The organism is Ancylobacter oerskovii (assembly GCF_018390555.1).
Lineage (GTDB): Bacteria > Pseudomonadota > Alphaproteobacteria > Rhizobiales > Xanthobacteraceae > Ancylobacter > Ancylobacter oerskovii.
In genome coordinates, this window is the sequence record NZ_JAHBGB010000001.1 from 1 (window position 1) to 13,032 (window position 13,032).

The following is a 13,032-nucleotide window of genomic DNA, read 5'->3' on the forward strand; positions in this document are numbered from 1 at the left end:
CCGGGCAGGAACAGGACCTTCAGGGCACCTTGCGCATCTCGTCCGCCGACTGGTTCGGGGCCTACGTCCTGCCACCGATCATCGACGATTACGCGAAGGCCTATCCCGGGGTCGACATCGAAATCCTGACCGGCACCCGCCTGTTCAGCCTCGCGCAGCGGGAGGCCGACATCGCCTTCCGTATCGTCCCGTTCGACAGTCCCGACATCGTGCAGCGACGGCTGGTCCGCCTGGCCTACGGGGCCTATGTCGCGGCAGGCTCGCCCGAGCCGGCCTATGGCGACGGAGCCGGCTTCCGGCTCATCACCCACGACACGTCGACGGGCCAGTTCCCGGATATCGCCTGGCTCACCGAGAGCTTCCCGAATGCCCGAACGGTCCTGCGGTCGAACAACCGGAATGTGCAGGGACGCATGTGCAGCCAGGGCATCGGCATCGCCGTCCTGCCGCACGTCGTGGGCGATCGGATGGCGGGCCTGCGCCGGCAGGACCTGCCGACGGAGCCGCCTTCACGCGATATCTGGATGGGCTATCACCGCGACATGAGGCGCCTCCAGCGACTGCGGGCCTTCATCGCCACCGTGACATATTATATCACGAAGACACCACTCCAACTATGAATGCTGCAGTCGGCGAATACAGCTTGAGGGCCGGTCATCAGTGTCAGAGAGAAGATGGGCTGGCGCTAGAGTGCTAGCAGCGGCATGGACTGGACGCGCTTCTCAGCAGTCGGCGCAATAGTCGTGTTCACCTATGCCTCCTCGGCGGATGCGGCCAACCAGCTCGCCACCGAAGCCGGCGCGCAGGCGCTCTACTGCTGACCGATCCGCGTCGGGAGCGTGCTGTCGAAGTCCTCGATCCAGGTGCATAGTCTGTCGCTGGCGGCGCGCAACGGCGAGTCGAGGGGCGTATAGGCGAAATAGCTACGCGACGGCAGCGAGATGTCCGGAAAGGGCGTCATCAACCGTCCCGTACGCAGATCGTCTTCGATCAGGGTGGACGGAGCCATCGCCACGCCAAGCCCGTCCACGGCCGCCTGGATCGACAGGTAAAAATGGTCCAGCGTCAGCGTCGCCACCGGTTCGAGCGAGCCATGCCCGGCCTTCGCCAGCCAGTCGCGCCAGAGTCTGGGCATGCTGGCGACATGGAAAAGCGTGTGATGCGCGAGATCCCCCACCTCATCCAGAGGCTGGTGTCGCAGCAGTGCGGGGCTGCACGCGGGGAGCCGTCGTTCCGGGAGCAGCAATCGGGCCTCGAAGCCGTGGAAGGCATCAGGCCCGCCACGAATGATCAGGTCGTAGTCGCCGGCCAGCCCGTCCACCGGCTCGTTGCCGGTCGTCAGCTCGATCTCGATCTCGGGATGCGCTTCCCGTAGCAGGCCGAGCTTCGGCACCAGCCAGCGCAGGCTGAAGGTGGCGAGCGCATTGACCCTGAGCGCCACGGTGCCGCTGGCATTCCGGCCGTGCGATGCCGCTCCCCGGGAGATGCGCTCGAGCGCGGGCTGGATTTCACCGAGCAGCGCCCGGCCCTCCGCCGTCAGGGCAACCCCGTGGCTCAGGCGGCGGAACAGCGCCGGTGGGCCGAGCCACTCCTCCAGAAGCCGGATCTGCCGGCTGACCGCGCCATGGGTGACGCCGAGCTCCGCCGCCGCGTCCTTGAAGCTCGACCGGCGCGCGGCAGCTTCGAACGCCCGGACGGCGTTGAGAGGCGGCAGAGGCCGGTCTTTCGACGGGCCCCTCATGTGAGTTTATCTGACATCTGGCTGCCGAATTAGTCGTTTGCGCGTCGCATTCTAGCAGGCGCACAGTGCTGATGTGATAAATTCATCCACGATAGCCCCTTCCGCCGAGCCGTCGCGGCTGCCGCAGGCGCAGCAGACCCGCCGGCGTACCCTGGTCCTTGCCGGCCTCGCCCACGCCCTGCACGACGGCTACACCGACGCCATCTACGTGCTCCTTCCGGTCTGGCGGGCCGAGTTCGGGCTCGACTATGTCGCTCTTGCGCTACTGCGCGGCCTCTATGCCGGCGCCATGGCCGTGTTGCAGGTGCCGGCGAGCTGGCTCGCCGATCATGTCGGCGGCCGGACGGTGCTGATCCTCGGGACGGTGCTTGCCGCGGCGGGTTATGCCCTCGCTGGCTTCAGCGGCGGCGCGATGGGGCTCTGCGCCGCGCTGCTCGTCTCCGGCGCCGGATCCAGCGTCCAGCATCCGATCGCCTCCAGCGCGGTGTCGCGCGCCTATGGGGCGGCGGCGCGCGGGCCGCTCGGCACCTATAATTTCAGCGGCGACCTCGGCAAGGCCGTCATTCCGGCGGCGCTGTCCTTCGGCCTGTCGTTCGCGCCGTGGCGGCCGGCCCTGTGGCTGCTCGCGCTGGTAGGGATCGCGGTCGCCGTCCTGCTCACACTGTCCATGCCTAGGATCGCGCCGGCACCGCCGCCGCCTCCCTCCGCGCGTGGGGCGCCGCGTCGCGCCGGACGCGGCTTCCCGCTGCTATTGGCGATCGGGGTGATCGACACCGGCGTGCGCATGGGCTTCCTGACCTTCCTGCCGTTTCTGCTGCAGCTGAAGGGAGCCTCGCAGCCGCTCATCGGCACGGCCCTTGCCCTCGTCTTCCTAGGCGGCGCGGCCGGCAAGCTCGCCTGCGGCTGGCTCGCCCAGCGCTGGGGCGTCGTCAGCGTCACCCTGTGCACCGAGGGGCTGACGGCCCTGATGATCGCGCTCGCCGCCGCCCTGCCGCTCCTGCCGCTGCTGATCATCCTGCCGCTGCTCGGGCTCACGCTGAACGGCACCTCCTCGGTGCTCTACGGCACCGTGCCGGAACTGTCGCCCGCCGACCGGACCGAGCGCGCCTTCGCCATCTTCTATACGGGCGTCATCGGCTCGGGCGCGCTGTCGCCGCTGCTGTTCGGCGCGGTGGGCGATCAGGCGGGGCCGGTCGTCGCGACGCTGGGGACCGCCACCGCCGCGCTGGCGAACCTGCCGCTCGCCCTCGCCCTCGGGCCGAAGCTCGCAAGGCGATGAGCGGCAATCATTCCGTTACGCCTGCGGTTGCCGGTCGGGGCATGGGGCGACGCACTTTTCAAACCCGGTTTCCCGAGGTCGGCCCACGATGAGAACAGAACGAACGACAACATGGAGAACAACACAAAAGTCCGGTCTGGCCAGTGCCATTGCGGTGCGGTGCGCTTCAAGGTGTCGCTTAGCGACGGCTTCAACTCGATCCGGCGCTGCACCTGTTCCTACTGCCGCATGCGCGGTGCCGTCGTCGTGATGGCCGAAATGGGCGGGGTCGACATTCTGCAGGGCGAGGCAATGCTGACGACCTACCGTTTCCATACCGGATCAGCGCAACACTTCTTCTGTTCTCGCTGCGGGATCTATACGCACCATCAACGACGATCCAATCAGAACCTTTATGCCGTAAATGTCGCTTGCCTGGACGGAGTAAGCCCGTTCGATTTCGCCGAGGTGCCCGTCATCGACGGCGTCGCGCACACGAACGACACCGGTAAGCCACCCCGTCGAGCCGGCACCCTCCGCTTCATTCGGGCAAGCTGACTGTCACGGGTCCCCAGCCATACTCGGCGTCAAGGCGCCAGCGACGTGTCTTGGTCTGCCATCCGAGGCGCCCGCGTCGCTTCGCGCCAACTACAGACCCCAGCTCTTTGGCCGTGATCGGACGTCCGCATCGGCGACCTGCTGCCCGTTCGCGCCCGCTAGCGCCGTTACGAAGTTCTTCTTCGCATAGTCCACGAAGGCTCGAATCTTCGGCGTCGGATACCGGCTCGAAGAAAATACGGCGTGGACGGGCACCGGCGGCTTCGACCAGCCTGGAAGGACCTCTTCCAGACGCCCTTCGATCACGAGTTGCGCCACCTGAAAGCGCGGCAGCAGAGCGATGCCGAGGCCGGCCGCGACGGCGTCGCGGGCCGCCAGGTTGTTGTTGACGAGGAGGCGCGGGGCGAGGCGAAGGATTTCGGAATCCGAGCCGCGGCGGACTTCCAGTTCGACGACGTGTCCGGCCGCCCCGAAGACGACGGTGTCGTGCCCGTCAAGGTCGCGGGGCTGTCTCGGTGCACCTCGATCTGCCAGATAGCCGGGGCTCGCGAACATCCCGTATTCGGCTTCCCCAAGCCGGCTCGCGGTCAGGTCTGCGTCGCCCAACGTCCCGACACGGATCGCGAGATCGAATCCCTCCTTCACGATATCGACGATGCCATTGGTGTAGTCGGCTTCCACGCGCACTTTTGGATAGGCGGCGAGATAGCCGGCGATCCATCGGCTCACGACGCACAGGCCGAACTCCTCGCCGCAGGTAAGGCGGAGCACGCCCCGCGGCTCGCCCTTGACGCTCTCGGCCAGTCGGTCGGTGTCCTCCAAAGCGTCAAGGATCGAGACGGCGCGCTCGAACACCTCCCGTCCGAGCTCGGTGACCGTCACCGAACGCGTCGTCCTACGCAGCAGCTGCCCATCCAGCCGCGCCTCCAGCCGGATCACCAGACGACTGAGATGCGACTTGCGTGTCGCGAGGGCATCGGCCGCGCGGGTGAAGGATCCGGCGCGGACCACGGCGACGAAAGCTTGTAACTGTTCAGGATCGATTGTCGCCTGCATGAGCGACAATGTGGTGCAGTTGGGCCGGTTTATCTACCCCCACCTTCTTTCTAGCTTCCGTTCACATCGTTCACGAGTGAATGCGGGAACCCCATTGAAGATCGGTATTTTGAACACTGGCAATGTCGGCAGTCGCCTCGCGAGGGCCTGGGCCGCCGCTGGCCACGATCTCGTCCTCGCCAAGGACGGCGAGGATCGCAAGCTGGCTCCCCTACTGATGGAGCTCGGCGACCGGGCGCGGCTCGGCACGATCCGCAAGGCGGCCGAGTTCGGCGAGGCGGTGCTGTTCTCCGTCTACTGGCCACGGGTCGAAGCGGTCGTCGCCGAGGTAGGCGACGCGCTCGATGGCAAGGTCGTCATTGAGACCATGAACCCGCTCGGCGTCACCGCCGAATTCAAGCACTTCCACGATCTCGATTTCATGCGCGACGGCTCGACGGCGGAGGATCTGCAGAGGCGCCTGCCGAAAGCCCGGATCGTCAAGGCGTTCAGCACGCTGGCGGCGCCGGTGCTTGAAGCCGCGGCCTGGTCGGCATCGCCGGTGGTACCGGGCGTGCCCTATGCGAGCGACGACGCGGAGGCCGGGCGAATCACGCGCGGCCTGATCACCGATGCCGGCTTCAGTCCGCTGGCCACCGGCCCGCTGCGCGCTGCCCGCCAGATCGAACAGCTCGGCGTGTTCCTGCACCACGTCGCCGATCACGAATATGGCGGCGACGCCGACCTCATCCGCCTAGCCCTCACAGTCGTCGAGGCCAGCCCCGGCCCCATCGCGCGCGAACGCATCGCCTGAGGCGCATCGCCTCCCCCGCTACCGAACACAGCCGAGGAAAACACATGTCACAGTCGCTCAAAGGAAAGACCGCCCTCGTCACCGGCGGATCGCGAGGCATCGGCCGGGGGATCGCGGAGCGCCTCGCGATGGACGGCGGGACCGTCGCGCTGACCTACAATGCAAGCAAGGTCGGCGCCGACGAGACCGTCGCCGCTATCGAGGCATCCGGCGGCAAGGCTTTCGCGCTCCGGGCAGACCTTGCCGATGCAGGCTCCATCCCCGCCTTGTTCGACCGGCTCGACCGCGAACTCGTCGACCGGAAAGGCAACGCGGCCCTCGACATCCTGGTGAACAATGCCGGCAATGCCGGCTGGGGCGGCCTCGCCGATGCGACGCCGGACGGCTGGGACACGATGTTCGCGGTCCATGCCCGTGCGCCGTTCTTCATGGTGCAGTCGGCGCTGGGACGGCTGCGCGATGGTGGGCGCATCGTCAACGTCTCCTCCGCCGCAGGCACGCGGCCCATGGCGGCGGTTCCGATCTATTCCATGGCCAAGGCGGCCATCAACAACCTGATCCATGCGCTCGCCATCGAACTTGGGCCGCGCGGGATCACGGTGAATGCCGTCGCGCCGGGCTGGGTGCGGACCGACATGAACGCCGCCGTCCGCGAGAATGCGGATATGGTGACGGCCATCGAGGCCGACACGGCGCTCGGCCGCTTCGGCGAGACCTCCGACATCGCCGCCGTCGTGGCCTTCCTCGCGTCGGACGAGGGCCGCTGGATCACCGCTCAGGTCATCGAGGCCAGTGGCGGCTACAAGCTCTGACCCTATCCAGACAGATGCCCGTGGTCCGCTCCATCCTCCGGGGACATCGCGATGGAAGCCATGGCGCGCTGAGCGGAAGGAGCCTGCTGAAGGAGCCGCCCCTGCCAGGCGGAACTCCTGTTTATCACGCGCCCGAAAGCAGCGATCATTGTTGGTTCACGGGGCAACGGTTTGTTGCCGTGCTCACCACTGTTGGCTTCGAAGGTAAAGCCATAGCTCTGGTGCGCACCATTTGCCGCGGCTCGAGATCATCTCGGTCGCCGAGACGAGCACCCGCCGAACCTGTCGGCGGGTCCCCGCGGCATCCCTATGAGAAGGATATCGAAGTTGACAGGCACAATCGGAATAATCGGCTCCGGCCTCGTCGGAAAGGCCGTCGCGCGTCTGGCCGTGCGGGCCGGATACAACGTCGTCATCAGCAATTCGCGTGGCCCGGAAACCCTCGCCGGGCTGGTGGCGGAACTCGGCCCGCTCGCGCGCGCCGGATCCGTCGACGAGGCGATCACTGCTGGCGATATCGTCACGCTCTCCATCCAGCTCGCCGTGTTCGAGGCCCTGCCGGCCGACAGCTTCGTCGGCAAGGTGGTCCTCGATCAGACCAACTACTATCCCGGCATCGGGAATTTCCGCAGGGCTGATCTGGACAAGGGCGAGCTCACGTCGAGCGAGCTGGTCCAGAGGCATCTCCGGGGCGCGAAGGTGGTCAAGGGCGTCCACAATCTCGGCTGGATCCATATGGAGCACAACGCCCGGCCGAGGGGCGATGCCGAGCGCACGACCCTGCCGGTCGCCGGTGACGATGCGGCAGCGAAGGCGGTGGTGAGTGGCTTCATCGAGGACGTCGGCTACGACGTGGTGGATGCCGGATCGCTCGCGGAGAGCTGGCGCATCGAGCCCAACACGCCGATCTATTTCTGGCCCTATGTGCCCGCCATTCCGGACGGCCTGACGGATGCCGAGGCCAAGAAACTCTATCAGCAGGCCGGCAAGCCAATCTCCCCGGAGACGGCACGGCAACTGATCGACGGGACGCAACGTCCGTCCCCGATCGGTGGAACCCTGGAGGGCATGCCGCCGATCCACGTCGCCCTGTTCCTCGAGCTTGCCAGCGCCGATACTGTCAAGACCTAGGAACATTATGCCGGGCGCCTCCATCGCGGGCGCCCGGCGACTCTTCTCAGATTGATGTTTCGCCCCGCGAAGGACAGAATGTTGTCCATGACGACAACGGTCGGTTTCTCCGAAATGCAGGTCTTCGTCACGGTAGTGACGGAGGAATCCTTCACCGCCGCCGCCGAACGGCTGGAGACCGACAAGGCGCGAGTCAGCCGCATCGTGCAGCGGATCGAGGAAAAGCTCGGCGCGCGGCTGCTGAACAGATCGACCCGCCGGCTCAGCGTGACGGAGGTTGGACGGGACTATTTCGAACGCGCCTCCTCGATCCTTGCGGCCGCGGAGGCCGCCGAAGCCGCGGTGGCGCAGCAGAATCAGAAGCCAAGCGGCCGCCTCAGGATCACGGCAACGCCGGAGTTTGGGACGACGCGCGTCGACGGCTGGATCGCCGCCTATCTGCACACTTGGCCGAAGGTTACCATCGAGGCGGTCTATACGATCCGTGCGGTCGACATCATCCACGAAGGGATCGACGTCGCCATCCGCATCGGCACGTTGCCGGATTCGGATCTCTCGGCCCGCAAGCTCGGCGAGATCACCTATGGTCTTTACGCGTCCCCCGACTACCTGAAGCGCGCAGCGGCGCTCCGCACGGTCGAGGATCTCAAGCGCCACGATCTCATCATGAAGACGTCGAGCGGGCGATCAAGCTGGACTCTGGTCAACGGCCAGGCTTCGGAGAAGGTCTCGCAGACACCGCGCTGCGCGCTCGACAACATGATCGCCCTCAAGAACCTGGCCGTATCTGGTTTGGGAATAACCCAACTTCCCCGATACATGGCCGGGCCGCATGTGGCTGAGGGTACCCTTGTCCACGTCCTGCCCGATTGGGCAAGCGCCCCGATGCCCGTCCACTCCGTCTTCGCCTCGACGCGCTACATGGACCCGAAGGTGCGCGGTTTCGTGGATCTGTGCCGGGACGCTTTCAGGGACGGCGGCGCCAACTCGGCTTGAGAAGGTGACGGCCGCGCCAACGTCCGACATTCATATGCCGGCGGAAAGGGGACGTAGGCATCACACTCTGTACCGCACCGCATTCAGAAGCAGCCGGAACGCCGGCGAGGTCTGGCGGCGACTGGCGTAGTACAGGTGATATCCCGGTAGCGGCGGCGTCCACTCGCCCAGCACCTCGACCAGTCGGCCCTGGCGCAGATGCTCATCAACCTGAGCGAGCGGCAGATAGGCGAGCCCGAGGCCTGCGAGGGCAGCATCGAGGATGAGCTCGATCGTATTTAGGATCAGCGGCCCATCGACACGAACGCGGATCTCGCGACCGCCATGGCCCAAACGCCAGGCATTGACCGTGCCCGGTGTCGGCAGTCGCAGATTGATGCCGCGATGGCCTGCGAGATCGTGCGGCGTCGACGGAACCGGACGTTGGCTCAGATAGCCGGGAGCCGCAATGATCGCCATCGGAATGTCCGGCCCCATGCGGACCGCAACCATGTCCTTCGAGACATGCTCGCCGAGGCGCACGCCGGCATCGAAGCCCTCGGCGACGACGTCGGAAAGCTCGTAGGTCGTGACGATCTCCACGTCGATATCGGGATAATCGGCGATGAGCGTCGCAACGGCCGGAAGCAGTATTGTTTTGGCGGCGTGCTCCACACTTGTGATGCGGATCGTTCCCGATGGCTTGTCGCGGAACTCGCCGAGCGCGGCAAGGCTCTGGTCGAGGTCGCGCAGCATCGGCGCCAAGGTCTGCCAGAGCCGCTCGCCTGCCGGCGTCGGTGCGACGCTCCGCGTGGTGCGGGCAATCAGTGCCACGCCGAGCCGCTCTTCCAGCCGCTTGACGATCTGGCTCAGCGCCGACTGCGACAAGCCGAGCTTCGTGGCGGCGCGGGTGAAGTTGCGCTCTTCCACGACGATGGCGAACGCCGCCAGATCGGCCATGTCCTCACGACGCATTCATCACCTCAGTGATAAGTTCAATCGGATTGACCTTATAGTCTGATGGCTGGAGCCAGCCTATCTTTTCGGTGTCGCGCCGATGGCGCCCCACCACTCCGAAACGGAGGAGACGACGATGGCTCGCCAGATCAGCTTCCAGAACAGCAACAATCCGACCATCACCATGTCGGCCGTCATCAATGTTCCCGAGGGCTTCGACGAGAAGCGCAGCTATCCGGCAATCATCGTCTCGCATCCCGGCGGAGGCGTGAAAGAACAGACGGCCGGTACCTATGCCGCCGAGCTCGCCAAGGCCGGTTTCGTCACCATCGCCTATGACGCCTCCTATCAGGGCGAGAGTGGCGGCGAGCCGCGCCAGCTCGAGAACCCGCATATCCGCACCGAGGACGTCAGCGCTGTCGTCGACTATCTGACGACGCTGCCTTACGTCGACAACGGGCGCATCGGGGCCATGGGCATCTGCGCCGGCGCCGGCTACTCCGCCAATGCCGCGCTGCAGGACCATCGCATCAAGGCGCTCGGCACGGTCAGTGCCGTCAATATCGGCTCGATGTTCCGCAATGGCTGGGAGAACACCGTCAAGGATGCCGACGCCCTGCCCTATATCGAGGCGGGCTCCAATGCCCGCACCGCCGACGCCGCCGGCGCCGCGAAGGCACGCATGCCGCTGGCGCCGGAGAAGGAGAGCGACGCGCCCAATGAGGAACTGCGCCAAGCCTGGGAATACTACCATACGCCGCGGGCCGAATGCCCGACCGCGCCGGGCTTCGCCACCGCCCGCAGCCTGAATCAGATCATCACCTATGACGCCTATCACAAGGCCGAGGCCTTCCTCACCCAGCCCATCCTGGCAGTGGCCGGCTCCGTTGCCGGCAGCAAGTGGATGAGCGACGATCTGCTTGCTCGCGCCGCCAGCAAGGACAAGGCGATGTACGTCGTCGAGGGGGCCAACCACATGGACCTCTATGACGGCAAGCCCTTCGTCGCCGAGGCCGTCTCGGTACTGGCACCGTTCTTCGAGAGCAGGCTGAAAGACTCCGCCACGACCAAGCAGGCTGCAGAATAGTCACCCCGATGAGATGCCGGGCGTCTCGCCGCGCCCCGTTCTTTCTCGAAAGGAGACCATCATGAAAACGGTCGAGATCAAGAATCGCGACATGGCCTGGCCGATCGCGGCCACCATCCAGTTCCCGCCGGACTTCGACGACAAGCAGAGCTATCCGGCGATTGTCGCCGTCCACCCCTTCGGCAGCTGCAAGGAACAGACCGCGGGCAATGTCTACGGTAAAGCGCTCGCCGAGCAGGGCTTCGTCGTCATGGCCTATGATGCGAGCTTCCAGGGTGCATCCGGTGGCGAGCCGCGCTGGATCGAAGACCCGACCCAGCGGGTCGAAGACATCAGCCGCGTCATCGATTACGCAGTGACACTGCCCTATGTCGACGAAGCGCGCATCGGCGTGCTCGGCGTTTGCGGTGGCGGCGGCTACGCGATCAATGCGACGCTGACCGAAAAGCGCATCAAGGCCGTCGTCAGTATCACCGGCGTGAACATCGGCCGGCTGTTCCGCGAGGGCTTCAGCAACTACGACCCGCTCGGGGCGCTCGAGGCGATGGCGGCACAGCGCACGAAGGAAGCGCGCGGCGGCGAGCTTCAGGTCGATGAATTGCTGCCCGCCACCCCGCAGGTGGCGAAGCAGAACGGCCTGACCGAACGGGACGTCTTCGAAGCGACGGACTACTACAAGACGCCGCGCGGCCAGCAGCCCGGCGGCGCTACCCGTATGCTGTTCAGCCATGCACAGAAGACGCTGGCGTGGGACGCCTTCGCCTTCGCCGAGACGCTGCTGACGCAGCCTGTCATGGTTGTGATCGGCCAGAAGGTCGGCGCCTTCGGCGCCTATCGCGACGGCATGGAGATCTATGGCCGCGCCACTGCCTCGAAGGATCGCCAGCTGGTCTCCCTGGAGGATTGGTCGCATTACGATCTCTACGACAAGTCCGAACCGGTCGGGCTGGCGCTGGAGAAGCTGGTACCCTTCTTCAAGAAGCACTTGCACGAGACGAGCACCGCAGCGAAACGCGTCGCCGCCGAGTAGCATCCGTTATGGACCGTGAGCCAGGCCGGCGCTCTGCCGGTGCCGGGTTATCACGGCCTTTCTTCAGTTCGCGCCAAAAGCAGAATTGGGATGGTCGCCCAAGTGCAACCATCCCCTCTACAAAGCCGCCAAGGGCAAGGCGGTCGCGGTGGCGCAGGAGATTTATGCTCGCGAATGGGGTGTGAATTCCGATCGCTACGGCGCTGAGAGGCCCCTACGCCCCCCTAGCATTCGAACTGGTCGCCGCGGGCTGGATCTCGCGGGTCTCGACATTGGCTGCCGCCTTGGTCAGGGAGCTGGGCGCTCTATCGGAGGCGATTCACGGCCCCGGCCGGCTGGTCACCGGCGTCGATGAGAATCGCTATTTTCCGGCCGCGGCTGCAACACGGCTTGAACCTCCGGCCGGACGATGCCGCCCTCATCTGCGATGGTGCGTTCCATGCGCGGCTCGATCCACCACATCGCCTAGGTCTTGAACCGGAAGCCAAGCATACACTCACCAGAGCTACTCCTACGTCCAACGAAGGTATGCGACGCGCCACAATGGCGGGCGATGCAGCTGTCGGACCACGCCCCCCAAAAAGGTCGAGCATTCGCGTCGCAGCGCGGCGCTTGTCCGCGTTCGTCCTGCGAAGGCCATGCGCAGCGTTGGCGTTGCACGAGAACACCACCGCGTCTTCCCGCATGCCCTGCCGGACATCGGCCTGGATCTCGGCCGCTCAAGCTCGACACGCGGAGCTTCGGGGAGCGGTATTGTCGGCGTTCGGCGGCGTCGAGCAGCCGCGGCTTGGTTTCGAACGCATCGCGCCGCTTGCAAGGCGCTTCCACGTCACATACCAGGCGCCTGTGGCGCGCTGCGTCATCAGGTAAATTATTGAGATTTCAATCGAAATTTTGGCTGGGGGACCAGGATTCGAACCTGGACTAACGGAGTCAGAGTCCGCAGTTCTACCGTTAAACTATCCCCCACCAAACCTCTGAGAACAAACGTCTTTTTCAGAAGCGTCCTTCAAAGTCGGCAGCCGGCTGTGCAAGCCGTCCGGCGAACGGAGGGGCATATAGCGCTTCCCATCGCCCCGGTCTACCCCCTCGCGCAGAAAGTCATCACTTGTCCCAGAAGAATGCGAAACCCGCTTTGCCGGGATGAAGGAAACAAAGTTCACGGCCAAAGGCGGCTGCACCAGACGCATGACCGGATGTCATGCTGGGGACGCGAAAAGTGCATAGCGATGGACCTGGATGGTTTTTAGATACCTATTTTAGGCCTACGGCGGAGATTTTCCGCGTCTCAACCGCAGATAAGCCCCGTCCTGGTCACGCAACGGCATGCAACCAGCTCAGTGCTGTCATGCAGCATATCGTCTTCTGCGCCGCACCAAACGGTCTATATTCCTGGCATACAGAATGCCTAACCGTTGGAGGCTCATATGAGCACCGTGTCGCTTTCCCGTCCCACTTCTCCCGACTTCTTCTCGCGTTTCGTCGAGACCGTCAGCGCCTTTTTCGACGCCGTCAGCGAAGGCCGTCGCATCGCGCAGCGCTACGAGGCTCTCTCGCGCCTGTCCGACGCCGCTCTTGCCCGCCGTGGCCTGACCCGTCAGGACATCGCCAAGGCTGCGGTCGCCGGCCGCTGA

13 protein-coding genes and 1 tRNA gene are annotated in these 13,032 nt (G+C 65.3%); 10 read left to right on the plus strand and 4 right to left on the minus strand.

Translation table 11 applies throughout. The annotated features are described in order from the left end of the window. The coding region (locus tag KHC19_RS00005; RefSeq protein ID WP_213349985.1) for a substrate-binding domain-containing protein at positions 1-620 on the plus strand (620 nt) is incomplete at its 5' end. A 191-nt stretch (positions 621-811) separates the two neighbouring features. Here KHC19_RS00005 and KHC19_RS00010 read toward each other — a convergent pair. Beyond that, positions 812-1,741 carry a LysR substrate-binding domain-containing protein gene (locus tag KHC19_RS00010; RefSeq protein WP_213349986.1) on the minus strand — a complete coding sequence of 310 codons (930 nt, stop codon included), beginning with the start codon at positions 1,739-1,741 and terminating at the stop codon, positions 812-814. 76 nt (positions 1,742-1,817) lie between these two features. On the opposite strand from KHC19_RS00010, the gene KHC19_RS00015 reads away from it, so the two are divergent. Both KHC19_RS00015 and KHC19_RS00020 read left to right on the plus strand, forming a co-directional pair. Beyond that, entirely contained in the window at positions 1,818-3,020 is a 1,203-nt protein-coding gene (locus KHC19_RS00015) for an MFS transporter (RefSeq protein WP_378297113.1), read from the plus strand. A gap of 111 nt (positions 3,021-3,131) precedes the next feature. Further along, positions 3,132-3,557: a GFA family protein gene (locus KHC19_RS00020; protein WP_213349988.1), complete on the plus strand. Its 426-nt coding sequence runs from the start codon at positions 3,132-3,134 to the stop codon at positions 3,555-3,557. Between the two features lie 90 nt (positions 3,558-3,647). Here the strand turns inward: KHC19_RS00020 and KHC19_RS00025 are convergent, their stop codons facing one another. Then, positions 3,648-4,613, minus strand: coding sequence for a LysR family transcriptional regulator (locus tag KHC19_RS00025; protein ID WP_213349989.1), 966 nt, complete (start codon positions 4,611-4,613; stop codon positions 3,648-3,650). Between KHC19_RS00025 and KHC19_RS00030 the strand changes: the two genes are divergently transcribed. The 4 genes from KHC19_RS00030 (at position 4,612) to KHC19_RS00045 (ending at position 8,345) form a co-directional block, all read left to right on the plus strand. Further along, positions 4,612-5,406: an NADPH-dependent F420 reductase gene (locus KHC19_RS00030; protein WP_246548037.1), complete on the plus strand. Its 795-nt coding sequence runs from the start codon at positions 4,612-4,614 to the stop codon at positions 5,404-5,406. The genes KHC19_RS00025 and KHC19_RS00030 overlap by 2 nt on opposite strands. Positions 5,407-5,450: 44 nt before the next feature. Next, the gene (locus KHC19_RS00035; protein WP_213349990.1) at positions 5,451-6,218 is read left to right on the plus strand and encodes an SDR family NAD(P)-dependent oxidoreductase; all 768 of its coding nucleotides are present in this window, start codon (positions 5,451-5,453) and stop codon (positions 6,216-6,218) included. 309 nt (positions 6,219-6,527) lie between these two features. Further along, entirely contained in the window at positions 6,528-7,349 is an 822-nt protein-coding gene (locus KHC19_RS00040; protein WP_246548039.1) for an NADPH-dependent F420 reductase, read from the plus strand. An 87-nt stretch (positions 7,350-7,436) separates the two neighbouring features. Continuing rightward, complete coding sequence (locus tag KHC19_RS00045) at positions 7,437-8,345, plus strand: LysR family transcriptional regulator (protein WP_213349991.1); 909 nt, start codon at positions 7,437-7,439, stop codon at positions 8,343-8,345. A gap of 60 nt (positions 8,346-8,405) precedes the next feature. Here the strand turns inward: KHC19_RS00045 and KHC19_RS00050 are convergent, their stop codons facing one another. Continuing rightward, complete coding sequence (locus tag KHC19_RS00050) at positions 8,406-9,299, minus strand: LysR family transcriptional regulator (protein WP_213349992.1); 894 nt, start codon at positions 9,297-9,299, stop codon at positions 8,406-8,408. Positions 9,300-9,417: 118 nt separating this feature from the next. Between KHC19_RS00050 and KHC19_RS00055 the strand changes: the two genes are divergently transcribed. Both KHC19_RS00055 and KHC19_RS00060 read left to right on the plus strand, forming a co-directional pair. After that, positions 9,418-10,368, plus strand: coding sequence for an alpha/beta hydrolase (locus KHC19_RS00055; protein ID WP_213349993.1), 951 nt, complete (start codon positions 9,418-9,420; stop codon positions 10,366-10,368). Between the two features lie 61 nt (positions 10,369-10,429). Further along, on the plus strand, positions 10,430-11,398 hold the full coding sequence (locus tag KHC19_RS00060; RefSeq protein WP_213349994.1) for an alpha/beta hydrolase: 969 nt from the start codon (positions 10,430-10,432) through the stop codon (positions 11,396-11,398). An 895-nt stretch (positions 11,399-12,293) separates the two neighbouring features. Here KHC19_RS00060 and KHC19_RS00065 read toward each other — a convergent pair. Further along, positions 12,294-12,367, minus strand: a tRNA-Gln gene (locus KHC19_RS00065). 458 nt (positions 12,368-12,825) lie between these two features. Between KHC19_RS00065 and KHC19_RS00070 the strand changes: the two genes are divergently transcribed. Next, positions 12,826-13,032 carry a DUF1127 domain-containing protein gene (locus KHC19_RS00070; protein ID WP_213349995.1) on the plus strand — a complete coding sequence of 69 codons (207 nt, stop codon included), beginning with the start codon at positions 12,826-12,828 and terminating at the stop codon, positions 13,030-13,032.